The following is a 26520-nucleotide window of genomic DNA, read 5'->3' on the forward strand; positions in this document are numbered from 1 at the left end:
TTTTTTAAAACGTTTACTAAATACTTTTTATACCTGCTTTACTTGAATTATTTTAACAGGAAACTATTTTTTAAACTTCAAAACTTCACTTCGTCCTTTTTTAAAGATTTTATTGCTATTTCCCTTTCCTTTTCTAAGCTCTTTTTGTTCTTCGAAAGAGAGTTGAATTATTTCTTGACAATCTGTAGAACAGGTATTTTCCATCTTTTCAGAGCATTCATCACACTGAATAAATAATAAATGACATGCTTCATTTGCGCAGTTTGTATGCGTATCACAAGCTTTTCCACATTGATGACAGTTAGAAACAACATCATCAGTAATACGTTCTGCTCTTCTGTGATCAAAAACAAAATTCTTACCAATAAATTTATTTTCTATTCCTTCTTCTTTTACTTGACGCGTGTATTCTATAATACCACCTTCTAACTGAAAAACATTTTTAAAACCTTTGTGTTTGTAATAGGCAGAAGCTTTTTCACATCGAATTCCACCAGTGCAATACATCAATAAATTTTTATCTTCTTTGTTGTCTTTTAAATCTTCTTCTATAATATCTAAAGAATCTCTAAACGTATCTACATCTGGAGTAACTGCTCCATTAAAATGCCCAATTTCACTTTCGTAATGGTTACGCATATCCACACAAACCGTCTTAGGATTTGCTAGCATTTCATTAAATTCTTTGGCACTTAAATGCACACCTTTGTTGGTAACATCAAAAGTTTCATCATTTAAACCATCAGCAACAATTTTGTTTCTAACTTTTACTTTTAGCTTTAAAAACGACTTATTATCTTGCTCTACAGCAACATTTAATCGAATATCTCTTAGAAAAGAAATACTATCTAATTGATCTTTTAAAGCATAAAAATTTTCTGAAGGCACAGATAACTGAGCATTTATACCTTCGTAAGAAACATAAATTCTACCTAAAACATCTAAAGAGTTCCATTCTAAGAATAACTTATCTCTTAATAATTGTGGGTTTTCTATCTTGTAATATTGATAAAAAGAAATTGTGAGCCGATCTTTACCAGCCTCATCTATTAATGCAGCGCGTTCTTTTGCGCTTAACTTATTGTACAGTTGCATGCTATACTAATTTAGTTAAACAAATATTTTTTTTTGCAAATGTAGTTATTTCTTTAAAATCATAGAATCAATATTTACATCTTTTATATTGTTGATTATCAAATAAAAAACTACAACGTTTTCTTAAAAAAAAGCTAAAACCTAACTTTTATCATATTTTAAACCTTAATCAGATTCTAAATTTGTAGAGTAATGATATAGAAAACAAGTTAAAACTTAAATACATAAAAAGATGGAATTAGATGAATTAATTTTAGAAGAACCAAAAAATTTAGAATTTAAAGCAGGTGTCTGGAACACATCTATTAATGTTCGAGATTTTGTTATCCAAAACATTGTTTCTTATTATGGAGATGATCAATTCTTAGTTGGCCCAAGTGAAAAAACTGAAAAACTTTGGGGAATTTGTAAAGAAGGAATGCAACAAGAAAGACAGAATAATGGTGTACATTCTGTTGATACAGAAACTATTTCTGGTGTTGCTAGCTTTGGTGCTGGATATATAGATAAAGAAAATGAAGTAATTGTTGGTTTGCAAACTGATGGGTTATTAAAAAGAGCAATGAAACCTTTTGGAGGCTACAAAGTTGTACAAAAAGCCCTAGAAGAACATGGTTTAAAACCTAGTGAAGATGTAAATGAATTATTTACAAAATATGTAAAAACCCATAATGATGGTGTTTTTGATGCATATACAGCAGAAATTAGAAAATTCCGTTCTTTAGGTTTCTTAACAGGTTTACCAGACAACTATGCTCGTGGACGTGTAATTGGTGATTACAGACGTATTGCATTGTATGGTATTGATAAATTAATCGAAGTTAAAAAACAAGATTTAGCAGAAATAGAAGGACCTATGACAGATGCTGTTATTCGTTTAAGAGAAGAAGTCTCTGAACAAATAAAAGCATTAAAAGACATGATTGTAATGGGTAATCATTACAATTTAGAATTAAACAGACCTGCGCAAAATGCCCAAGAAGCTGTTCAATGGACGTACATGGCATATTTAGCTGCTGTAAAAGAACAAGATGGAGCAGCAATGTCTTTAGGTAATGTATCTACTTTCTTAGATATTTTTATTGAAAAAGATTTACAAAACGAAGTTATTACAGAAACAGAAGCACAAGAATATATAGATCAATTCGTAATGAAATTGAGAATGGTGCGTCATTTACGTATGGCTGCTTATGATGAAATTTTTGCTGGAGACCCAACTTGGGTAACAGAAGCAATTGGTGGTATGTTAAACGATGGTAGATCTAAAGTTACAAAAACTGCTTTCCGTTTTTTACATACTTTATATAACTTAGGGCCTTCACCAGAACCAAATATTACAGTTTTATGGTCTCCATTATTACCACAAAAATTTAAAAAATTCTGTGCAAAAGTATCTATTGACACCTCATCTATTCAATTTGAAAATGATGATTTAATGAGAAACTTAAGAGGTTCTGATGATTATGGTATTGCTTGTTGTGTTTCTTACCAAGAAATTGGAAAACAAATTCAGTTTTTTGGAGCAAGAACAAACTTGGCCAAAACTTTATTATTAGCAATTAATGCTGGTAAATGTGAAATTACTGGCAAACAAATGGTTGATGGAATTGCACCTCTTACTGATGAATTCTTAGATTTTGATAAAGTAATGGCAAACTTTAAAATTGCAATGACAAGAGTAGCAAAAGTTTATAATGATGCTATGAACATTATACACTATATGCATGACAAATATTACTACGAAAAAGCGCAAATGGCTTTAATAGATACAAATCCTGATATTAATATCGCTTATGGTATTGCAGGTCTATCAATAGTAGCTGACTCTTTATCAGCAATTAAATATGCAAAAGTAAAACCAATTAGAAACGAAGAAGGTTTAACAGTAGACTTTAAAATTGAAGGAGAGTTCCCTAAATATGGAAATGATGATGATAGGGTTGATATTTTTGCACATAATGCAGTAGAAGATTTTAACAACGAATTAAAACTGTTAAAAGTGTATAAAGATGCAGAACCTACAATGTCTGTTTTAACTATTACATCTAATGTTGTGTATGGTAAAAAAACAGGTGCAACTCCAGATGGTAGAGCTTCTGGCATTCCTTTTGCTCCTGGAGCAAACCCAATGCATGGTCGTGATACAAATGGTGCAATAGCCTCTTTAAACTCTGTTGCTAAAATAGACTATAAAGATTCTCAAGACGGAATTTCAAATACTTTTTCTATTGTACCTAAATCTTTAGGCTCTACTCAAGAAGATAGAACAGATAATTTAGTTGCAACTTTAACTGGTTATTTTGAACACGGAGCACAACATTTAAATGTAAACGTGTTAGATAAAGAAACTTTATTAGACGCAATGGAGCACCCAGAAAAACATCCACAATTAACCATTAGAGTTTCTGGTTATGCTGTTAATTTCATCAGATTAACAAAAGAACAACAGATGGAAGTAATTTCGCGTTCTTTCCACGAATCTATGTAGTACTTTTTATGTATTTACAAGGGATTCAAAAAAAATAGAAATTAAACTTTGATAACCAAAAGTAACTATTCTCTTTTTTGAATCCCTTTTTTATTCACTTAAATTTTAAGAAAATTAAAACTTCAGACAACATATTAAACGTGCATTCTATAGAGTCTTTTGGCACTCATGATGGGCCAGGAATTAGATTAGTTATTTTTCTACAAGGCTGTAAATTAAAATGTCAATATTGTCATAATCCTGATACAATTGATACACATGGAGGACAAGAATTTCACATAGAAGATCTAGTACAAAGAGCTATTAAAATGAAATCATATTTTGGCAATAAAGGTGGCGTTACAGTTTCTGGTGGAGAACCACTTTTACAAGCACATAACCTTATCCCTTTTTTTAAAAGACTAAAAGAAGAAGGCATTCATACTAATTTAGATACAAATGGTAGAATGTTAAATCATCCAACAATAGAATTACTAGACAATTATGCAGATTTAGTAATGTTAGATATTAAGCACATGACAGAAGATGGTTTTCAAAAAATTACCGGAAAAAGAAACAAAGAAACTACATTCAATTTCGCAAAACACAGAGAGGCTTCTGGCAAAAAAATGTGGTTGCGTTATGTTTTAATTCCCGAAATTACCAATACACCAGAGTTATTGCATCAATTGGGTAATTACTTTAAAAACTATAAAAATATAGAACAAATAGAATTGCAACCTTACCATAAATTGGGTATCCATAAATGGGATGCTTTAGGTTGGGATTACGAATTAAAAGAGACAAGAGAAAACACAAAAGAAGAACTAGATCTAGCGTCTAAGATTTTAAGCGATTATTTTAAAAAAGTAAAGATTAACTAACTACTTTTAAACCTTTTAACAAACATCTTATTAATCTAAAAAGGCAAGTTTCTTAATGTTACAAACACATTAAGTAGAATAGTACTGCATAAAAATAGCTTTAAGTCACACAAACATTATCAGCATGAAAACCTACAAAGAACAACATAAACCTGCTTCAGAATTTGAAAATAGATCAGAATATTTAGATCATGAATTACAAATAATGAAACCTAGAAGATTTAAATTGAATCTTCCTGGAAGAGATTTTAGATTTGAATGGGAAGATTTAGTACCAGCATTAGCAGGTACTTTAGGTATTATTGCTATGTATTCATCTGTAATGATGGCTTGGGCAGAAGGTTTAACAAATGCTTGGGACCACATAACACTTGGTAAAGAATTTGCCATTGAAGTTTCTAGAGTAGAAATGATTATTCCCGCATTTTTATTTGTAATTCTTGCTTCTGGTTTTTTTAATCCAAGAGCAAATTTAGCAGGTAATCACGGTCCAATGATTCCTTTAATTGCAAGTATTGCTTTGGCAGGCGCACATCCATTAGCATTAGCAATTTTAATTGGTGTATTTGGTTTATTGCTTAGTTTTTTTAAAGGCGGATCTCGTTTAGTAAATTTAACAAGTAAAGGTGTAGCTGGTGGTTTACTAATTTTCTTAGGATTTTCTGGAGCTCTCAGTCAAATAAAAACCATACAAAATTGGAGTATGGGGCTTTCATCATCAACTATAGAAATAGGTTCTATGGGATATTTAGGACTAATCATTTTAGCCATTACTGTTATTTTATACAGTTATTTAGCAAGGATTGATAAACGTTGGCTTGCCATACCTGCTTGTGCCATTACAGCTTTGGCAATTGCTTTAATTGGTGGTGCAAGTTTCGATTTACATTTTACAACAGAAATGGGTTTACCAAACCTAAACCCTGCCTATTGGTGGGGTAGCACAGAAGAAGGTTGGATGCTTGGCTTACCAAAAGCACAACATTTTATTGCTTCTTTACCCTTTGCAATTTTAGCAGTGGCAATGTGGTCTCCAGACTTTTTAGGACACCGAATTTTTCAGGAAATGAATTATCCAAAAAAATCTGAAAAAGTTTTAATGGATGTAGATGATACAATGACTATGTGTTCTATAAGACAAATGGTTGGTACTGCTGTTGGTGGTGGTAATATTACTTCTTCTTGGGGTACGTATTTAATACCTGCTGCCATTGCAAAAAGACCAATTCCTGCTGGTGCAATTCTATTAGGTATAATGGTAATGGCTGTTGCTATTTTAGGTAGTCCAATGGATGTTGCTGTTTGGCCACCTGTAAGATCTATTGCTTTACTAGTAGGTGTATTTTTGCCAATGATAGAAGCTGGTGTACAAATGATAAAGCAAAGTGCTTGTGCACAAGCTGCTGGTGTTTGTATTTTTATGGCAATGGTTACAAACCCTGTTTTAGCTTGGGCTTTAGCAATGTTCTTAGATAATAATGGTTTAATTGGTGATAGAGATAGAGCTAAAAGACTTTCTATGGTAGATCGTTTGGTAATTCCTTTAAGCATCTTAATTATTTGTGTAGCTGCTGTTCTTGCTGTGGGTATGTTTAAAGGTAATTATGGTATTGATGCTTTTTTATGATAATTTTTTTTAAAAATAACTATTAGTTTCTGACTACTAATAAGCGTTAAACCATTCAATTTAATATTGGATGGTTTTTCATTTATAGAAGATTTATATCAACTTGTTAAAAATTAAACATCCTGAATTATTTTGGTAAATATTTATTAAAATAATGGTTAGCATTTTTTTTGTTAGCATCTTTGCAGTACAAATTAGAATACTAAATTAAAAAGTAATGAAAATAGCTGTAGTTGGAGCAACTGGAATGGTTGGAACTGTAATGTTAAAAGTTTTAGAAGAGCGTAATTTACCGATAACAGAATTAATACCTGTAGCATCAGAAAGATCTGCTGGTAAAAAATTATCTTACAAAGGCAAAGAATACACTATTGTAACTTTAGCTGATGCAGTAAACTTAAAACCAGATGTAGCGCTATTTTCTGCTGGTGGAGATACCTCTTTAGAATGGGCTCCTAAATTTGCAGAAGTGGGCACCACTGTAATTGATAATTCTTCTGCTTGGAGAATGGATCCAACTAAAAAATTAGTAGTTCCAGAAATTAATGGCGATGTTTTAACTGCAGAAGATAAAATTATTGCAAACCCTAACTGTTCTACAATTCAGTTAGTAGCTGCTTTATCTCCTTTACATTTAAAATACAAAATGAAACGTGTAGTAATTTCTACTTACCAATCTGTTTCTGGTACTGGTGTAAAAGCTGTACAACAATTAGATAATGAAGAAGCAGGTATAGAAGGAGAAATGGTGTATCCTCATAAAATTGGTAGAAATGCTTTACCTCATTGTGATATTTTCTTAGATAATGGTTACACAAAAGAGGAAATGAAATTGGTAAAAGAACCTAAGAAAATTTTACGAGACGATTCTTTTTCTGTAACAGCAACTGCTGTTCGTATTCCTACTGCTGGTGGGCACTCAGAAGCAGTAAACGTGCAGTTTGAAAATGATTTTGAATTGGCTGAAGTTCGTCAAATTTTAAGCGAAACTCCTGGAGTTATTGTAGAAGATGATTTAGCAAACAACGTTTACCCAATGCCAATTAACGCTCATAATAAAGATGAAGTGTTTGTTGGACGAATTAGAAGAGATGAATCTCAAGAAAATACCTTAAATTTGTGGATTGTTGCAGATAACCTTAGAAAAGGTGCTGCTACAAATACAGTTCAAATTGCCGAATATTTAATTGCAAATAGTTTGGTATAAAACATATTTAAATGGCAACATTTCACAAAGTAAACATACAAGAAGTTAAACAAGAAACCGCAAATGCGGTTTCTGTTGTATTTGAGATACCTCAACATTTAAAATCTGATTTTAATTTTGAAGCAGGGCAATACATTACTTTACAAAAAGTAATAAATGGCGAAGAAATTAGAAGAGCATATTCTATTTGTTCATCACCAAAAAGTGATGAAATTAGAGTAGCCATAAAAGCCGTAGAAAATGGAACGTTTTCTAAATATGCAACTTCAGAATTAAAAGCGGGTGATGAAATTGAAATTTCTGCTCCAGAAGGTAGATTTGAGTTAAAACCAGAAGCAAACAAAAACTATATTGCTTTTGCTGCAGGCTCTGGAATTACACCAATTTTATCGATGATAAAAACGGTGTTAGAAAACGAACCAACTTCTAAATTTACTTTGGTTTATGGTAATAAAACTGCTGCAGACACTATTTTTTATGATGAGTTAAACTCCTTACAAACATCATATTCTGATCGTTTTAAATTGCATTATATTTTTAGTAGAGAAGATGTAAAAAATCAATTAAGAGGTAGAATAGATAAAAGTGTAACCAACTACTTTGTAAAAAACATGTACAAAGAAAACCCTTTTGATGCTGCTTTTTTATGTGGCCCAGAAGAAATGATTAATGAGGTTACCAATACTTTAAAAGGTAATTACTTTACTAAAGAAAATATTCATTTTGAATTATTTACAGTTTCTATTGATAAAGAAGCTGCATCTGAAGTAAAAGAAGGAATTACAGAAATCACAGTGTTGTTAGATGATGAAGAAACAACCTTTACAATGCCACAAACTGATGATATTTTAGCAGCTAGTTTACGTAATGATTTAGATGCACCTTACTCTTGCCAAGGTGGAGTTTGTAGCTCTTGTATGTGTAAAGTTACTGAAGGAAAAGCAGTAATGGTTAAAAACTCTATTTTAACTGATAGTGAGGTTGAAGAAGGTTTAATCTTAGCCTGCCAAGCTTACCCAACTACACCCAAAATAAGCATCGATTTTGATGATGTTTAAACAATAGCAAACATATATTTAATCGTAAAGGATGGGTTTTCCATCCTTTCTTTTTTTGACTTCAATTAAAAAATGGTATTTTTAAAAAATGGACATTTACGATTTTAAAAACGCTTTATTTATAGGTTTTTTTATGGCTTTTATGATTGGCCCTGTTTTTTTTATGTTAATACAAACCAGTATTTTAAAAGGAGCAAGAGCTGCTATAATTTTTGACTTAGGCGTAATTTTAGGTGATATTTCTTTTATTTTAATTGCTTATTATGGCAGTAGGTCTTTATTAGAAAAAATTAAAGACGACCCAAGATTGTTTTTTATTGGTGGTTTAGTATTAATAATTTATGGTTTAATTACCTATTTTGATAAGCAGAATAAAAAAGAAGCAATTGCAGATGCAAAAACTATAGAGGTACCAATTGTAAAAAACAATTATCTAAAATTATTTTTAAAAGGATATTTCTTAAACTTTATAAATATTGGTGTTTTGGCTTTTTGGCTAGGTACAGTTTTAGTAATTGGCCCTACTTTAAATATGAATCAGAATGCAATATTTAGTTATTTTGGAGTAATAATTCTAGCTTATTTTATTACTGATTTAGGTAAAATACTATTAGCAAAACAATTAAAAAACAAAATGACACCTTTATTAATCTTTAAAGTAAAAAGAATAATGGGTATTATTTTAATTGTTTGTGGTGTATTTTTAATCTTAAAAGGATTTATACCAAACGAAAAAATAAATGAATTTATACATTAAAAAAGTGAGGTAAAAACCTCACTTCTTTTTAATATTCTATGTAATAAAGTAGATTAATTTACTTTAAAAACATTGTTCTTATCGTTAATATCTGCCATTAATTTTTCAGTATCAATTTCTACAGATTTTACTGTTTTAGATGTTTCAAAAGAATACGTTGGGTATGCCCATCCCCAATCTGCAATAACTGTAGCTGTTGTTGGTTTTGCAGATCTCATCATTCTTAAAGGAATATTAAAATTCTCTTTACTTCCATCTGTGTAAGTTACTTCTAAATCAATAGGCATTGGCATTTGACCAATTCTTTCTAAAGTAATTTTTTTACCATCAACAGCTTTAATACCATAATCTATAGTATGTAAAGTTTGTGTCCATTCGTTTAAATACCAATCTAAATGAATACCTGAAACTTTTTCCATAGAACGTTTTATATCATTAGGTGTTGGGTGTTTAAAACTAAAATCATCAAAGTATTTTTTTAATCCTTTAGCAGTATTTTCTGGGCCAATAATATACTCTAACTGACTTAAAAACATACTCCCTTTACCATAACTAGCAAAGCTATAAGCTCTATTTGTATGAAACCTGTCTGCATGTGTTGTTAATAGCTCTTCTGTACCAGATTTTACCATAAAATTATAACCTCTATATGGCCCAGCACTTGGGTTTTTATTTCCTTTTTTAAGAATTTCGTGAGATGCTTTACCAGAAATATAAGAGGTAAAACCTTCATCCATCCAAGGATGTAAACTTTCGTTAGAAGCTAATAAAAACTGAAACCAAGTATGTGCCATTTCATGTGCTGTTACTCCAAAAAGGCTACCAAATTTACGTTGACCAGTAATTAAAGTAGACATTGCATACTCCATACCTCCATCTCCACCTTGAATCACAGAGTATTGTTTATAAGGATATTGCCCAACATTTTCAGAAAAATAAGTCATTAATTCTGCTGTTTTTGGTTGCAGATTTTTCCAATTTTCTAAATATTCGCTTTTTAAAGTTTTCTTATATAAAAAGTGTAAATCGATTCCATTTTCCATAGTTAAAACATCATGTTTGTAATCTGGATCTGCAGCCCACATAAAATCGTGCACATTTGGCGCTTTAAAATGCCAAGTTAATTTATCGCCTTTAGGCAAGGTTAATTCCTTGTTTTTATCTTCATAATTAAAACCAACTTCTTGCGGGTTTTGTATGTATCCTGTACCACCAACTACATATTTTTTATCTATGTGAAGCGTAACATCAAAATCTCCCCAAACTCCGTGAAATTCACGTGCAATATATGGTGGTGTGTGCCAACCTTGAAAATCGTATTCTGCCATTTTAGGATACCATTGACTCATAGAAAGTGCAACACCTTCTTTACCATTTCTTCCTGAACGTCTTATTTGCTTAGGAACTTGAGCATCAAAAAGCATATCAAAAGTTACAGTTTCACCAGATTTTATTGGTGTACTTAATTCTACTTCTAAAATAGTACCTACAGTTTCATATTTTAATATAGCTCCATTTTGTTTTAAAGAATTTACTTTAATATAACCTATTTCATTAGGCTTTAATTTGCTAATTCTATCTCTTACTCTACCATCAGGATCTTTAATGTTTAACGAACGAACATCCATCTGAGAACCTGGTTGAAATGCATTAAAATACAAATGATAAAAAACACGATCTAAAGCTTCTGGTGAGTTGTTTGTATACACTAATTTCTGTGTACCTTTATATTGATAATTGTTTACATCCATATCAATATCCATGGTATAATCAACCTTTTGTTGCCAATAAGTAGCATCGAAATCTTTAGCTGTTGTGCTTTGTTTATTCACTTTAACAACCTCTTTAGTTTGCGTACAAGCCATAAACGCGAACGTAAATAATGATAAATAGAGTAGTTTTTTCATTGTAAAAATTTTAATTTGATTTGAAAATAAAAAACACTTATTTAAAATAAGCGTTTCGAAAAAATGTTATTTTTTATTTGATAAATATTCTGCCAATTTAAGCGCATTATAAGCGTTTACAATTTTACCAGAAACACTTAAATCTGAAAAAGAAACTAATTTACCTTTCTGATTTGTTTGTGATTGAGAACCTGGCTGAATAACCTTAAAGTTAATTTTTACTCCAGAATTCATTAAAATTGATTTTACTTCTTTTGCTGATAAATTAGGATAATAAGCGCGAATTAAGGCTGCAACTCCTGCTGTAGAAGGTGCTGCCATAGATGTTCCGCTTAAAGCTTCGTAATTGTTGTTTGGTGTTGTAGCATAAATGTCTACTCCAGGTGCAAAAACATCAACATTAAGTTTACCATAATTAGAAAAACTGGCTGGCAAATTCTCATCATAATGCAAACTACTTGCGCCAATTGTAATTACATTATCTGTAAATTCTGTAAGCATATCTTTAGAGTCTGTTGGATAAGATTCTCTAACATCTATATTTTTACCATCATTGCCTGCTGCATTTACAATTAATACATCGTTTTCTGCTGCATATTTTAAAGCGTCATAAACCCAATCTTTGTTTGGCGAAAAACGTTTACCAAAACTGGTGTTTATAATTTTTGCGCCATTATCTACTGCATATCTTATCCCTAAAGCTACATCTTTATCATGTTCATCTGCTTCTGGCACAATTCTAACAGCCATAATTTTTACATTATTAGCTACACCAATAGCACCAATATTATTCGTTCTATTAGCAGCTACAATACCAGAAACATGTGTTCCATGCAAAGCAGCATCTGCAGTACCTAAAACATTATTATTACCATAAAACTTGTCTGTAATATCATATAAATCATCACCTAAAGATTGACGGTAATTCATATCTAAGTCATACCCTTTTATTGCTTTCTTAATGTCTTTGGTATAATTTTCTACCTGCCCTTTATATTCTAACAAAGTTGCTTCGCTCATACCTTGTTTTAAAATATTTTCTACATTTTGTTTTTGCATTACACCTGTTAAACTTGGTGGATTCAAATTCTGAACCACTTCTAAAGTTAAACTATCTGTTTTTGCTAACTTTTTTACAGCCTCAAAATTTTCTTGAACTCGTTTTAAGTTAACAAGCGTAGCTTCCATTTGCTGAATTTCTGATTCTTTTTCAACAATTGTAGCTTTAAATTCTTCTTCTAATTTTAAATATTTTTGATATTCTATTTTATCTTCTTCTGCAATTTCTGATGCTTTTTTATCTGCAAATTTAGCTCTACCTCTTTTTACAATACGAGTAATTTCTAATTGATCTGTAGTTACAATTTCACCTTTTGCATTTCCTAAAAAGTTCCATCCAAAAACATCATCTACATAACCATTGTTATCATCATCTTTATTATTATTCGCAATTTCATTTGGATTCATCCAAAGAACATCTTTTAAATCTTCATGATTAACATCTACTCCAGAATCTGCAATTGCAACAATTACAGGATTGGCTTTTTTACCTTCTAAAAACTGATAAGCTTTATCTAAACTCATACCAGCAATAGAGTCTTTGGTAATATCTAAATGCGACCAAACTTTAAAATCTGCTTTAGACAATTCTGTTTTCTTGGCAGGTGTTGTTAAAATTTCATCTAAAGCCGGTTGTGAAACTACCACATGTGTGGATTTACAACCCGTAAAAATAAGTGCTGCAACAGCACTAAAAACCAACGTTTTTATACTCTTCATAGATCTACTTCTCTTAATTAAAAATTTCTGAAAATTTATGTGTAGTGTTTAATCTTACTCCTTTTTCTGTATGCTTTACAGTACAAATTTCGTTGTTAGCATCGTGTTCTAAAAACAAGTAAAATTCTTTATCTGCAGCCAAGTCTAAAAAGGCTGCTTTTTCTTTAATAGTTAGCAATGGTCTAGTATCATAACCCATTACATATGGCAAAGGAATATGCCCAACTGTTGGCAACAAATCTGCCATAAACACCAATGTTTTACCTTGATATTCTATTTTTGGTAACATCTGTTTTTCTGTATGACCATCTACAAATAAAACATCGAAACCAATTTGATCTTTATAATTTCTGTGGATAAATTCTAACTGACCACTTTCTTTTATTGGGCTAATATTTTCTGTTAAAAATGATGCTTTTTCTCTTGCATTTGGTAGTGTTGCCCATTGCCAATGCTTATCATTAGACCAAACCTTTGCATTTTTAAAAGCAGGAATTAACAAACCTTCTTTTGTACGCTGAATTACACCTCCACAATGATCGAAATGTAAATGTGTTAAAAACACATCTGTAATATCATCTCTGTGAAAACCGTGTTTTTTAAGTGAACTATCTAAAGAAAAATCGCCAAAAAGGTAATAATATCCAAAAAATTTATCTGATTGCTTGTTGCCCATTCCTGTATCTACTAAAATTAATCGATCTCCATCTTCAATCAAAATAGAACGCATACTCATATCAATCAAGTTATTAGCATCTGCAGGATTTGTTTTTTGCCAAATAGTTTTAGGTACTACACCAAACATTGCACCACCATCTAATTTAAAATTACCTGTTTCTATGGGATAAATCTTCATTACTACAACTTTTTGATTGTTACAAAGATGTTAAAAAAATGATGATATTACGTTAAGAAAAATCTAAAGCTTTAGTCTTTAACAGTAATTTTTTGATGAATTTCATTCCCAAAATTGTCCATTACTGTAAAATTAAAATCGCCAACTTTTGGTTGAAATGCAAAACTGTGTAATTCTTGGGTTGTACCTAAAAAAGTATTATTGGCATACCAGTACAAAATTGCATCATTATTAGAGTGTGCAACTTTTAAAACAAGCTCATTCTGTTTACCATTAAAATCTTTTGGTAAAAAAATGTTGCTTTTTTCTGTGGGATAAATAAATTTCATGGAGTTGTTTACATCACCCAAACAATCTTCTCTAAACTTAGGAAGTGGTTTATAAAACGGATTTTGCTTCTTATAATAATATTCTAATAAAGGTGGTAAAACAAACCAAGATTTCTGTTTGATATTTTCTAGCTTTTCGCAAGAAGTATTTACCTGATAACTCTCAGATTCATCAACATTAACTTGAATATGATAAGGGCAAGGTTGTGTTTTTAAACCCGAATTTTGAACGAATTCTAACGTTTTTTCTTCGCAAATATCTGTTGCTCTAAATCCGCTTTTCGTACAAATTTCAATTTCGGTCATTTCATCAAAAGGTTTTTCGAACCAAGCAGCATTTGGCAACTTATCAAAAACATCAAATAAAATTGGGCCAGCAGTTTGCACCCCCACTAAACCTGGTCTACCTTCTCCATCTGCATTACCCACCCAAACACCAACTACATAATCTTTGGTTGTACCAATTGCCCAAGCATCTCTAAAACCAAAACTTGTACCTGTTTTCCACGCAATTTGTTTTGATGAATCAAAAAACTCCCAATTTTCTTCTGCATTAGGTCTGTTTACTTCTTTTAAACTCTCTAATGTTAAGTAAATTGATGCTGCATCAAAAATTATTTTTTCTGATGTTTTACTACCAAAATCGATGTTCTTATCCGCATAAAAAGTTGGTGCACTAAACTCTTTTGTAAAATATCTACTCGAATTTTCTGAATAATTATTTACTGTAGATGCCATTGCTGCGTAGCTTTTACATAAATCCCAAAGGTTACTTTCTGCTCCACCCAAAGCCAACGTTAATCCATAATGATTGGCAGATTTTTTGATGTCTTTCAATTCCAATTTCTGTAAATAGTGATGAAATTTTTCTAAACCAAAACTTTGCAACATTCTAACAGTGGGCACATTTAAAGATCTAGACAAAGCTAATTTTGCTGATATGGCTCCAGCATATTTTTTATCAAAGTTTTCTGGTTGATAACTTCCAAAATTTGTAGGAATATCTGCAACCAAAGTATTGGGTAAAAGCTCTCCATTATCTAACATTGCTGCATATAAAAATGGTTTTAAAATACTACCTGTACTTCTGGGTTTATCAATAATATCTACACTTTTTTGATGCTTATTGTCTGTTGGTGCATTACCTACATAACTCAAAACTTGCCTTGTTTTTACATCTAAAACCAAAACTGCAATGTTGTAAATTCCGTTTTTAGACAATTGATTGTAATGATTTTTTACAATGGTATTGGTTTGATTTTGCAGTTTTTTATCAATAGTAGTTTTTACAAATTCGCCTTTTTTTTCTTTATTAATTTTCTGCAATAAATGCGGAGCCATTTGCGGAATTGCATATGCTTTTTGTGGTAAATCTTCTAAAATAGATAAGTTGTAAGTTAAAGAATCTATCACTTTTTTTGTGAGTAACTTTTTTAACAATCGGTTTCTTTTGGCTAATAATTTATCTTGATTTTTACCAGGATAAATAAGGTTTGGAGCATTTGGCAAAACCGCCAAAGTTGCAGTTTCCGACCACGATAATTCTGATGGTTTACGATTAAAATAACGCCAAGAAGCAGCGTCTAAACCTACAACATTTCCTCCATAAGGCGCATTTGAAGCCCAAAAAGTAATTATTTTTTCTTTGGATGCTCTAAATTCTAAACGTGTTGCCAAAACAAGTTCTTTTAATTTTTCGAAATAGGTTCTATCTCTATTATCTCTGCTTAATCTTATTACTTGTTGTGTAATGGTGCTTCCTCCTCTTTTTACTTTTCCTGCTTGTAAATTTTCTTTGAATGCCTTAAAAATTGAAACTGGATTAAACCCTGGATGTTTGTAAAAATGCTCATCTTCAAACTGAATTAAACAGGTTTTAAATTTCTCTGGAACTGAATCATTATGTGGAAATCTCCATTGACCATCATCAGCAATTAAAGCTCCTAATAATTGACCATTGCTACTTGTAATAACTGTTGATGCTGGTTTTGTAAATAAATCATTTGGTAAACAAAATGCATAGAAAATCAACAGAATAACAATAAAAATTGTTTTCTTTTTGTGTTTCTTCTGCAAGGTTTTAAAAACCCGGTAGATATAATTGTATGACTTCTGTTTTTTCAATTTGATTTTATTTCAGGAATAAAATTTGACTGTTCACTATTAGACCTACAAGGTCTTGAAGACCTTGCAGGATTGTTAATTTATTTTATTACCTCAATCCAACTTCCTTTGGTTCTTACCAAATAATCATTATCATACATTGCTTCTACTTGAATACCTGGTAAATAATACTTTCCTAAATATGCAGCATTTAATAAAACTGTAAAGGTTTTTGTTTCTGATTTATTTTTTCCTTTGTTTAAATCGAAATAGAAATTAACTCGATCGTCTCTAATATCTGTATACCTTGCTTCACTTTTTGTGGTGGTTCCAAAATCTGTGAAACGTGAGTTTACAATTTCCCAACCAGAAGGAAAAATCTGAGTTAAAGCAATATCTTTTACAGTTTCGTTTTTTGGATTACTCACTGTAATTTTTGCTACAAAATCTTGACCTTGTTTTAAGTTTTTTACATCAATAGTAGTGCCTTTTAAATCTTTGTAAATTACAGATGCACTTAAACCTCTACTTTCGGTAATTTCATCACCTAAAGGCAACTTACCAGAATTTATAATTCTTGCAAAAACAATATTATTCTCTTTGTTTTTTAGGGTGATGGTATTCAATCCATTTTTAACATTTAAAGTTCTTTGCACCATAGAACTTGATGTTTTTATACTCTCTGTTTTACCATCTTTTGTAAATTGTATATTTATTGCTTTTCCTCCATTTTTCACTACCATTTTACCTATAGACAACAAACAATAAGCTGTAGATTGTGTACTCATCCATTGATTACTAGACAATTCTTTTGCCATGGTTTTTGCAACATCTTTTGTGTTTTTATCGTTCGTTAACAACATCGTTTCTAAAGCCATAGCTCTATTTCTAGTTACAGAACCATAATTGTAATATTGGTAACCAGAGAAATTTAAATTGGCTTTTTGCATAATTTCTAGAGCTGCTTCTTTTTGGCCAACCAAAGCATACGTTGCAGCCAATCTCCATTTTGTATCATTAGAAATTTGTTTAAATTCTCGCAAACGATTCATAGCAGATAAATCTGGACTACCAGCTAAAGCCAAAGTATATAACCTGTATGCCTGCGATAAATCTCTTGAATAATTACCATAACTTGGTCTCCAATTTCTAGCTGCTTGCTTTTGATATCTTACAAAATTACTCTTAAAAGTTAATGGCAAAACAAATCCTTTTTTCTCTGCTTCTAACATAAAATGACCAGCATAAGTTGTTCCCCAATCACTAACATAGCTTTCGCCCAACCAATAACTTAAACCTCCATTTGCTTTTTGAAAATTCCCTAAACGTTTGATACCTTTTTCGATATTTTTTTGAATTTCTGATTTCTTTTTTGATGTTAAATCAAACAAATCATTTAAAAATAATTGCGGAAAAACACTTGATGTTGTTTGCTCTACGCAACCATGTGGGTATTGAATTAAATACGCTAATCTACCAGAGAAATTGATTGACGGAATTGTAGATAACTCTAACATTGCAGAATTTGATCCTTCTACTCCAAACGTATTAAAATCGATAGTTTTTGTTTGATTTCCTTCAATATTTTGATCAATTACTTTTGATGTTATTGGGTTAGGATTTACAACATCTAATTCTACTTTATAAGATGATTTTTCTCCTCCTCCAGTTGCAATTACCTCAACTGTGTTGATTCCATTTGCTTTTAAAACATCAAGCTCAAAGTAGAGCATTTTTTCATCTGGCTTTTCAAAATTGATGTTTTGAGTTTTATTTCCTAACACCGAAATTCCAGTTGAAGTTTTAACTTGTACTGTTACATTTTTCACTTTTTTATCCATTACAAAAACCGAAACTGGCAATGTAACTTTTTCTTTTGGAGATAATTTTCTTGGTAAAGTAGCCAACACCATTAATGGTTTTTTAACAGGTGTTGCTTTTTCTGCATTCCCAAAAGCTTCATCAATAACATTACCTGCAACCACCATTGTTCTAACAGAACCTATATAATTTGGCAAAGTGATTTTGTGCGTTTTTGTGCTACCTTTTTCCAAATGAAAAGGACCTAAAAATTTTACAACCGGTTTAAATCGATTTGCTTTTTGATTTTTTCCTTTCGCTAAACTTCCATCTCCACCTATTGCAAAAATTTGATCTACGCTTCCTGAATATGCACCAATTACATCATCAAAAATATCCCAAGTTTTTACTCCCAATGCTTCTCTTTTGTAAAATTCTGAATATGCATTTGGCGTTTTAAATCTTGTTAAATCTAACAAACCTTCTTCTACAACAGCCAAAGTATAGGTCATTGATTTGTTATTATTTTCAGATACTTTAACCGTGAATTCTTTTTCTGGTTGCAGTTCTTCTGGCATAATTATTTTAGGCTCTAATTTGGTGTTTTTGTCCTCTACTAAAATCGGAATTACACCAAACAAACGAATTGGTAAATCGTTTTCTGTAACTTGATGTGGTTGCAATAAAGAAATATTTACAAAGACATTTGGAGTCATATTTTTGTTGATCGGAATTTCTACAGAAGTAGTTCCTTTTTCAGTATTCACCCATTTTGTTTCTAATACTTTTGTACCATTTTCGATACTGACTAAAGCACGACCTTCTGAACCTGAAGGAAACGTAATTTTTGCAGTTTCGCCAACATTATACCTTTCTTTATCCGCAGAAAACACCAACATTTTTGCAGCTTCTTTATCACCAGAACTAGAATTTTGCCACCAATTTTTATAAAAATATGCTGTTCTACCAGTTGCATGTCCACTTTGTTTATCAATTACACGAATTAAAAATCGTCCTCTATCTCTATCAGGAATTTTTAGGTTAAAACTTCCTTTTCCTTTAGCATTTGTTGCAATTTTTAGCGTTTTGTATTTACTATGATAACTGCTAGATGTGTATCTTGATAAATTATCTTCAGATGAACTCCACCACCAACGCCATTTAATTTGATAAACTTCAATTTCAATTTCATCTCTTTGTACAGGATTTCCATTTTCATCAACAGAAACCACTGAAAAAGTTTGATTTTCATCTGTATAAAAAGAGCCATATCTATTACCTTCTGGCGATTTTAAACCCACAAAAGAATTAAAAGGCGCATATTTTTTAGTAAACGCATCAATAGAAAAATCGCCACCATTTTCGAAAGCTCTTATCAAAAATTGAACATTTAACATTCCTGGAGCGTTTTTACCAACTTTTAAATCGCTATTAATTTTGGCAATTCCATTTTCATCTAATTTACCTTCGAAAACATTCATTTCTTCGGATGAAAATTTTCTTGACGGATCTGAAAACACATAATCTTTGTAGTTTTTAAAACTGTAATTTGTTGCAGAAACTTTCGCTTTTACTTCTGCTTTTAGGTTTTTTGCAGGCGTTCCATGCAACCATTTTACATCTAAAGTTCCTTTGATTGGTTTTTTACTTGATAGAATTTCATCATCAAAATCGACTTTAATTTTTAAACGATTTGGTTTTACAGTTTCTACTTTTAAGGTTTTATAAAACTTTGCACCACCAACAGAAATTTTAGCTGAATAGTTACCCGTTTTTGCTTCTTGATTTGTTTTTACATTAAATGTGTAGAAATTATTAAGATTTTCTGCTTTTACTTTTTTGTAGATTAATTTTCCACTTGGGTCTGTAACTTCTAATTTTACTGGATGATTTTCTGGCAATTTATTATCAGCATCATTCAATAAAAAAGTTAAAAACATGGTATCTCCAGGTCTCCAAACACCACGTTCTCCATACATATATCCTTTTAACCCTTTTTGAGTTTTGCCTCCTGAAACATCAAACTTACTTAATGACAAAGAATTACCATCAAATAATTTTACATAACCTTTATTATTGTTTTTAGATGCAATTGCAAAAGCCGCATTTTTAGGTGAATTAATGGTTACAATTCCCTCTGTATTTGTAGTTCCTGATGCAATTTCTTGCTGTTGATAATTATATAATTTAACAGTTGCACCTGCTATTGGATTGGTATCTAAAATATTGGTAATAGCAAAAAAGTACTCATCATTTTCTCCTTTTTTCGCAATAATTCCTAAGTTCGATGCTAATAAATTTTGAGTGATTTCTCTGTTTCTAAAGTAAGAATCTGTACAAGGATTTTCTCTATCTCTCCAATTATAATTGTAATTTTTGTAGTTGTAGAGTTTATTATCCCAATACATTTCTTCTCTTTCTTCTTCATCTTCTATTTCACTAAAATCATCATATTCCTCATCATATTCATCTTCAAAATCGTCATAATCTTCAGTAGAAGCACTACTTTCTGAACAATGATAAAAAACTTGATCTTTGTTAAAACTCAGCTCAACTCTGTAAATTGCTCCTGGTTCTACAGCTACTAATTTTGAGATATCTATACTGTACGCTTTCCATTTTTGAGTGTTGTTTTTTTCATCAACTACTAAAGTAATTGTTTTTTTAGCGATTCTTCTTCCTACTCTTTTTATACCATATTCATCATTATTGTTGATGTTGTTTTCTTGTAAAAACTGCAAAACATTATCTTCGAATATTTTAATGATTCTAACATCTACTTCTCTTACATTTATGGCTTCGAAATTGTATTTTAAATCGTTAGAATTTGGTAAAATAGTTCCATTACTAATGGCTCTTATTTGTGGTTTTTTCTGCTCGAAAGTTATGGTTTCTTTGTAAGTTTCTTTAAGTCTATAATTCTCAGTATTTTGAATTCCTTGAAAAACAGAAACCAAAACATCACCTTGAAACTTGTTTTCTGAATATACTTTTAACTCATTTCCGTTAACAATAAAACGAGGTTTTTTAACATTTTGAATCGTTACTAAGCCGTCAAAATTTTGTTGCTTTTTTAGAGCATCAGAAAAATTGATTGAGATATATTGTTCGTTAAATTTTTGAATTTTAATACTTAAAACATTAAAATTATTTTTACCAGGAATTACAATTTGGTTTTCTCCTTTATTTTCTGATTGAATCGCTTTTCCATTCCAAGTAATCTCTAATTTACTATCATCTTCAAAACGCTGAATACTATCAATTTTAAACTCAAAAACTTTTGCTTTATCAAAAGATTCGTTCCAAACGATATTTTTTTGACTCCCTTTTTGCGATACTTTAATGAGTTGCTTTGCATCATTTAGATTGATAATATCCGCAGATTTTACAACCCCTTCTAAGTATTGATATTCTGAAGAATAAGATTGCAATACTTGAGTTTGAATATTAAAATTTGGAGTTATTGTTTTAAATTGAAAGGTGTATTTTTTAAATTCATCAGAAATATTTTTATAAATTTTATTTAAATTGATAGTAACTGTATACTCTTTATCCGCATCTAAATTCTCATCTGGCGTAAAAACAAATGCGTGTTTATTTAATGTTTTAATTTTACCCTCTACATAAGGTTTTATCGAAATAACATCCGAAGAAATTTTTTGATCTGCTTGCCAACCGTCAATATCTTTTGCAAAATTAACACCTATTGTACCTGAAGTAGAAATAACACCAGAAGTTGTATAACTTATATATTCTTTAAACTTGTAAATATTATCGGGTTTAATTTCTTCTTTTTTACAAGAAAAGATCAATAGAAAAATAAAAATAATAGAAGGTAAATATTTTGTTTTCATAGTTGTAGCCTTTATTAGCACAACTCAAAAATACGGATTATAGTATGGCAATTTTTATCAAATGAGAATTCGTTACAATTTGTTTAGAATTTGATAAAAATAAAAGAGTTTAATTTTTTAAGACTCTGATTAATTCATCTGAAGAAATTTTATGTCCCATTTCTTATAATTAATTCCACCATCAATTAATAACAATTCTAAACATTGACGTTCAGAGCCTAATTGTTGATTTGGATAAATTTCTAATTTTAAACAGAAAATAACTATTATGAAAACTAACAATAGTAATAGATACACTGCATCACAACATGACGTAAAAAATTATGACACAGTAAGAATAAGAGAAGAATTTTTAATTGATAATTTAATGAGCTATAATACAATAAACCCTGCCTACTCTCATTATGATCGTTTTATTACAATTAGTGCAGTTGCAAAAACATCTCCTCTAAAGTTAGAAATTATAGATGCTTTTAAACCTATTTTTTTTAGATAGAAGAGAATTAGGTATTATATATATTGGTCAAGGAAATATAAATGTTGAATTTTTTAGTGATTCTGATGAAAATCCTGCATTATTTTATTTAAATTTAACTCCAGCTCATAAAGCTTTTCCTACTAAAAAAATAAGGAAAAATGATGTTGAAACTATTGAGCTTGGATCACCAGACACTGCAAATGCAAGAACATTAAGAAAGTATATTGTAAATAGTGTTGTAGATGTTTGCCAGTTACAAATGGGAATGACAACTATAAAACCTGGTAGTTCATGGAACACAATGCCTGCACATGTACATGATAGAAGAATGGAAGTTTATTTTTATTTTGAAGTGCATCCAGATCAAGCAGTTTGTCATTTTATGGGTGAACCACAAGAAACAAGGCATATTTGGATGGGAAATAATCAAGCAGTAATTTCTCCTTCATGGTCTATTCATTCTGGTTCTGGTACAAGTAATTATTCTTTTGTTTGGGGAATGGCAGGTGAAAATTTAGATTATGGTGATATGGATCATTGTAAAATTAACGAATTAAAATAATAAATAATATGTCTATAAACTTATTTGATTTATCAGGAAAAGTAGCTTTAATTACTGGTGCAACTCATGGTCTTGGAATGGCAATGGCAAAAGGAATAGGAAATGCTGGTGCTAAAATTATTATAAACGGAAATTCTTCGCAAGAAAAACTAGACAAAGCTGTAGCAGATTATAAATCACAAGGAATAGATGCTTACGGTTATCTTTTTAATGTTACAAACGAAAATGAAGTAAAAGAAAATATAACAAAAATTGAAACCGAAGTTGGTAAAATTGATATTCTTGTAAATAACGCAGGTATTATTAAAAGAACTCCTTTAGTTGAAATGAAAGTTGAAGATTTTAAGGTTGTTATTGATGTAGATTTAGTAGCTCCTTTTATTGTTTCTAAACACGTAGTTAAAGGAATGATTGAAAGAAAAGGTGGTAAAATTATAAACATTTGTTCTATGATGAGTGAGTTAGGCAGAAATTCTGTTGGTGCTTATGCTGCAGCAAAGGGAGGTTTAAAAATGCTTACTCAAAATATGGCTACAGAATGGGCCAAATTTAATATTCAAACAAATGGAATTGGCCCTGGGTATTTTGCAACAAGTCAAACTGAACCAATTAGAATAAATGGACATCCTTTTAATGACTTTATAGTTGGAAGAACACCAGCAGGAAAATGGGGAGATCCAGATGATTTACAAGGTGCAGCAATCTTTTTAAGCTCTAAAGCTAGTGATTTTGTAAATGGACAAGTAATTTATGTTGATGGTGGAATTTTAGCTACTATTGGCAAACCTGCTAATGAAGATTAAAAAATATCATTATAAATAATGAACAAAACATGTCTTATTCTAATCTGACAGGTTTTTAAATTTAAAATCCAAACAAAATGAATATCATTAAACTGTTTTTGTTTTACTTTAGACTTTAAAAGTATTACCATTAAAAAAGATATTATTTAATTAAAAAGAGTCACAAAAAAATTAAAACTAAAAAACAACTCTTCGAAAAATCAATCAAATTTTATAATCAAGAAAGACCTCATTTGTCTAATTATATGTCAACTCCTAAATAATCAAAAGCACAAACAAAATAAAATACAAATGAAAACTTATAAATCAAAAAAACTGAACAATGTTACCATTGTTCAGTTTTAAATATTAAATTTAATCCTTTATTAATCTGTATCGATTATTTAGGACTTGACATATTTTTATAAAATTTCACTTCTTCTTATTTTAATTCGCATTGATCCTTCAATAGGTTTTTCAGAAACCATAATTAAATATCCAGCACCACCAGCACCAGCTAATTTCCATGCCATTGCTTGATCTTTATATTTATCGATTTCTTTTAAAATTCTATCGTTTACCATTGCTGGAAACATTTTAACTTGTGCATTAAACGAGTTTAAAAATGCGTCAGCAAAACTTTTTAAGTTTTTATCTTGTATTGCACTCCAAACATCATCAGCTGCACTAGCTAAAGATTTTACATTTTCTTCATTAATATAGGTTTCTCCCAAAAGATCTAGACCAGCTTCTCTTGGCCATAAAAGCACCATAGAAATATGTTCTTCTAACCACGTTAAAATACTCTCATCTTGTTCAGATTCTAATTTGGTAGGCCAATAACCATCACTATAATAATGTCTTGTTAAACCAGGCATACAAATTCCAACAGCATCTTGTGCTCCAGATATCATTGTAGATCCAGGAGTATTCTCAAATTTAAAAAGAATTTCTGCTAATTTTTCTGGCTTTTCTAATGGCAAATAGTAAGGCCATATTTTTTTTGCAGCATTTCTTGTGGAAGTAGACATTCCACATCGTTCATTGTATTCAACTATAGGTTCTAATGAAACTGTAATAGCCCATCCTGGATGATATTTAGAAACATAAGGTTGATCTATCCAAGTACCTCCAAGATCTATTCTATAAGGTAAAGTACAGTTTCCACCAGTTCTAATTGCAGTAGTTGAACGTTCAGGAAGCCCTGAGTCTGGAATTCTTTTTAATTTTTTTAATTCGATATTTAGTTCCTGACACAGTTCTTCTTTCTTAGGAGAAAAACCATCTTCGTTAACAACAAAGTAATCAGGTTTTAATTTGATGAGGTCTTCTTTAAAATCTAAGATTCCTGAACCCGAATTTACAAAGGCATTTTTAACATATTTAATAGCATTTATCATATAAATTCTTTCCTGTTCAGAATTTATCGTTAGCCTTCCTTTTAGTTCTGATATTGTACTATCAGAACCAATTCCAACATATAAATCTCCATATTCAGAGGCCTCTTTAAAAAATGCTATATGTCCACTATGCAACATATCAAAACATCCAGAAACAAATACTTTCTTTTTCATATTTCATATTTTATATTTTAATAAGTAATTTAGTAAATCTACAACTTTTTCACAATATAGTTGTTCCATCAATTGTTTTTGCTCTTCTTTTTACAGAGGCATAGTATGGTTACTAAGCTTTGCTGCATATACATAAAATATTCCCATAAAAATAAACTCCAATGAGATCTGCCAAATACTTGTAAAATATTGGTGAGATTCATTTTTGGCAGCATAGCCAAACCATTTCTTATCTCTCTAAATCTATAAAACTAAGTGAATCACAAAGAATAACCAAAATAGGGTATTCAGCAACTTGAGTACTTTTTAAACCACGTCTTATTACCTTCTGTTAATTTTATTCTTTTTGTAAGTGGTATATTTTGTTCATTAATACCCATTTTTCATCTTTTTTCGCAATAGGAAGTGCTTTTTGATATTTCCACATTAACTCTTCCCATTCTTGAACTTTTTTATTGTTACCATCATTAGAAGCTCTTTTATCTAAAGAAAAGTCTTGATCTACATCAGTAACCATAAACAAACGATTTCCTACACAATAAATTTCCATAGATTGAATGCCAGAATCTAGTATACTTTTTTGAATTTCTGGCCAAACGTTATTGTGATACTCAATATATTCTTGAATTAATTGTTCGTCATCAACTAAATCTAGAGCGTAGCAAAATCTTTTCATTAACTATATGCTTTTAAAATTCTATAACTATAATTAGCTACAATACAAAAATAAGTTAAAGATAATATAAAAATTCACTCCAGAAAAAAGTGGCAATTTTATACATATCTAATCATTTTTAAGTAATCTGTTAGCTTTATTTCAATGATACCTAGATAAACGTTATCGAAAGAAAGAATAATTAAAATGCTTAAAAAAATTGGGCTTGAAAGTCATCAAAATAATCTTTTCCACTATAATTCGTAGTTAAATACCTACCTTAAACAGTAATACTTTTAGTATAAAAATGATTTTTTACGAATTGAATAGAAAACAAAGTTAATCGTGGAATTATATATAAATTGTCTGGATGCATTTCATAAACTCTTCCTTTATAAGTTAATTGGCAACTTCATTTTTATTTCAATAAATTCTTCAATAAGGAAACACCATATAATAGCAATCTCACATTCTTAAAAGTCAATATCTATAACAAAGAATAATAAGCTTAATATCTTTAATTTTTGGTTGTTAGATACAGGATTTCCTAAGTCCTATAATATTTTTGAATATTTTTTAAAAAAACTAATGTTTAAATTAGATACAAAATTACAGATTTTAAATTTTTGATAAAGCAATTGTTGGTTTTATTTTTGTTGAATTAAATAATAATAATTATGAAAAAGTTACACTTTCATAAGATCTAGAAATAGAAAAAATATCTGAAGTTACAGGTTATTTATAGC

General features: G+C 30.3%; 15 protein-coding genes and 1 pseudogene. 8 read left to right on the forward strand and 8 right to left on the reverse strand.

What is annotated here, in order from left to right; all coding sequences use genetic code 11:
- Positions 1–63 precede the first annotated feature (63 nt).
- Entirely contained in the window at positions 64–1095 is a 1032-nt protein-coding gene (gene trhO / locus KO506_RS06190) for an oxygen-dependent tRNA uridine(34) hydroxylase TrhO (protein ID WP_215994027.1), read from the reverse strand.
- Positions 1096–1327: 232 nt separating this feature from the next.
- Between trhO and pflB the strand changes: the two genes are divergently transcribed.
- The 6 genes from pflB (at position 1328) to KO506_RS06220 (ending at position 9095) form a co-directional block, all read left to right on the forward strand.
- Positions 1328–3583, forward strand: coding sequence for a formate C-acetyltransferase (gene pflB, locus KO506_RS06195; protein ID WP_215994028.1), 2256 nt, complete (start codon positions 1328–1330; stop codon positions 3581–3583).
- A 77-nt stretch (positions 3584–3660) separates the two neighbouring features.
- Positions 3661–4446: a pyruvate formate-lyase-activating protein gene (gene pflA, locus KO506_RS06200; RefSeq protein ID WP_252726800.1), complete on the forward strand. Its 786-nt coding sequence runs from the start codon at positions 3661–3663 to the stop codon at positions 4444–4446.
- 124 nt (positions 4447–4570) lie between these two features.
- Positions 4571–6073, forward strand: coding sequence for a DUF3360 family protein (locus KO506_RS06205; RefSeq protein ID WP_215994029.1), 1503 nt, complete (start codon positions 4571–4573; stop codon positions 6071–6073).
- Positions 6074–6290: 217 nt separating this feature from the next.
- The gene (locus KO506_RS06210) at positions 6291–7280 is read left to right on the forward strand and encodes an aspartate-semialdehyde dehydrogenase (RefSeq protein ID WP_215994030.1); all 990 of its coding nucleotides are present in this window, start codon (positions 6291–6293) and stop codon (positions 7278–7280) included.
- Positions 7281–7291: 11 nt separating this feature from the next.
- The gene (locus KO506_RS06215) at positions 7292–8338 is read left to right on the forward strand and encodes a ferredoxin--NADP reductase (RefSeq protein WP_215994031.1); all 1047 of its coding nucleotides are present in this window, start codon (positions 7292–7294) and stop codon (positions 8336–8338) included.
- Positions 8339–8426: 88 nt separating this feature from the next.
- Positions 8427–9095 carry a LysE family translocator gene (locus tag KO506_RS06220; protein WP_215994032.1) on the forward strand — a complete coding sequence of 223 codons (669 nt, stop codon included), beginning with the start codon at positions 8427–8429 and terminating at the stop codon, positions 9093–9095.
- 53 nt (positions 9096–9148) lie between these two features.
- On the opposite strand, the gene KO506_RS06225 is transcribed toward KO506_RS06220, so the two are convergent.
- From KO506_RS06225 to KO506_RS06245, 5 genes are all read right to left on the reverse strand, one after another.
- A complete protein-coding gene (locus KO506_RS06225) occupies positions 9149–11002 on the reverse strand; it encodes a M1 family metallopeptidase (protein ID WP_215994033.1) in 1854 nt (617 codons plus the stop codon).
- A gap of 66 nt (positions 11003–11068) precedes the next feature.
- The gene (locus KO506_RS06230) at positions 11069–12781 is read right to left on the reverse strand and encodes a S8 family peptidase (protein WP_215994034.1); all 1713 of its coding nucleotides are present in this window, start codon (positions 12779–12781) and stop codon (positions 11069–11071) included.
- Between the two features lie 13 nt (positions 12782–12794).
- Positions 12795–13637, reverse strand: a complete 843-nt coding sequence (locus KO506_RS06235) for an MBL fold metallo-hydrolase (protein WP_215994035.1) — start codon at positions 13635–13637, stop codon at positions 12795–12797.
- A gap of 71 nt (positions 13638–13708) precedes the next feature.
- A complete protein-coding gene (gene pbpC / locus KO506_RS06240; RefSeq protein ID WP_252726801.1) occupies positions 13709–16042 on the reverse strand; it encodes a penicillin-binding protein 1C in 2334 nt (777 codons plus the stop codon).
- A gap of 128 nt (positions 16043–16170) precedes the next feature.
- Positions 16171–21723 (reverse strand): alpha-2-macroglobulin family protein, encoded by a 5553-nt coding sequence (locus KO506_RS06245; protein WP_215994036.1) that lies wholly within the window; start codon positions 21721–21723, stop codon positions 16171–16173.
- Positions 21724–21991: 268 nt separating this feature from the next.
- On the opposite strand from KO506_RS06245, the pseudogene kduI reads away from it, so the two are divergent.
- Together kduI and KO506_RS06255 are read left to right on the forward strand one after the other, a co-directional pair.
- Positions 21992–22763: pseudogene (kduI, locus tag KO506_RS06250) on the forward strand (5-dehydro-4-deoxy-D-glucuronate isomerase).
- A gap of 8 nt (positions 22764–22771) precedes the next feature.
- A complete protein-coding gene (locus tag KO506_RS06255) occupies positions 22772–23566 on the forward strand; it encodes a gluconate 5-dehydrogenase (protein ID WP_215994037.1) in 795 nt (264 codons plus the stop codon).
- A gap of 401 nt (positions 23567–23967) precedes the next feature.
- Here the strand turns inward: KO506_RS06255 and KO506_RS06260 are convergent, their stop codons facing one another.
- Together KO506_RS06260 and KO506_RS06265 are read right to left on the reverse strand one after the other, a co-directional pair.
- Positions 23968–25119 carry an adenylyltransferase/cytidyltransferase family protein gene (locus KO506_RS06260; protein ID WP_215994038.1) on the reverse strand — a complete coding sequence of 384 codons (1152 nt, stop codon included), beginning with the start codon at positions 25117–25119 and terminating at the stop codon, positions 23968–23970.
- 337 nt (positions 25120–25456) lie between these two features.
- Entirely contained in the window at positions 25457–25795 is a 339-nt protein-coding gene (locus KO506_RS06265) for an L-rhamnose mutarotase (protein ID WP_215994039.1), read from the reverse strand.
- Positions 25796–26520 lie beyond the last annotated feature (725 nt).

The organism is Polaribacter vadi (assembly GCF_018861005.1).
Classification (GTDB): Bacteria; Bacteroidota; Bacteroidia; order Flavobacteriales; family Flavobacteriaceae; genus Polaribacter; species Polaribacter vadi_A.

Excerpts from the sequence above, each read along its gene's own strand:
- trhO (WP_215994027.1), bottom strand. The coding sequence starts at position 1,095 with ATGCAACTGTACAATAAGTTAAGCGCAAAAGAACGCGCTGCATTAATA.
- pflB (WP_215994028.1), top strand. The coding sequence starts at position 1,328 with ATGGAATTAGATGAATTAATTTTAGAAGAACCAAAAAATTTAGAATTT.
- KO506_RS06205 (WP_215994029.1), top strand. The coding sequence starts at position 4,571 with ATGAAAACCTACAAAGAACAACATAAACCTGCTTCAGAATTTGAAAAT.
- KO506_RS06210 (WP_215994030.1), top strand. The coding sequence starts at position 6,291 with ATGAAAATAGCTGTAGTTGGAGCAACTGGAATGGTTGGAACTGTAATG.
- KO506_RS06215 (WP_215994031.1), top strand. The coding sequence starts at position 7,292 with ATGGCAACATTTCACAAAGTAAACATACAAGAAGTTAAACAAGAAACC.
- KO506_RS06220 (WP_215994032.1), top strand. The coding sequence starts at position 8,427 with ATGGACATTTACGATTTTAAAAACGCTTTATTTATAGGTTTTTTTATG.
- KO506_RS06225 (WP_215994033.1), bottom strand. The coding sequence starts at position 11,002 with ATGAAAAAACTACTCTATTTATCATTATTTACGTTCGCGTTTATGGCT.
- KO506_RS06230 (WP_215994034.1), bottom strand. The coding sequence starts at position 12,781 with ATGAAGAGTATAAAAACGTTGGTTTTTAGTGCTGTTGCAGCACTTATT.
- KO506_RS06235 (WP_215994035.1), bottom strand. The coding sequence starts at position 13,637 with ATGAAGATTTATCCCATAGAAACAGGTAATTTTAAATTAGATGGTGGT.
- KO506_RS06245 (WP_215994036.1), bottom strand. The coding sequence starts at position 21,723 with ATGAAAACAAAATATTTACCTTCTATTATTTTTATTTTTCTATTGATC.
- KO506_RS06255 (WP_215994037.1), top strand. The coding sequence starts at position 22,772 with ATGTCTATAAACTTATTTGATTTATCAGGAAAAGTAGCTTTAATTACT.
- KO506_RS06260 (WP_215994038.1), bottom strand. The coding sequence starts at position 25,119 with ATGAAAAAGAAAGTATTTGTTTCTGGATGTTTTGATATGTTGCATAGT.
- KO506_RS06265 (WP_215994039.1), bottom strand. The coding sequence starts at position 25,795 with ATGAAAAGATTTTGCTACGCTCTAGATTTAGTTGATGACGAACAATTA.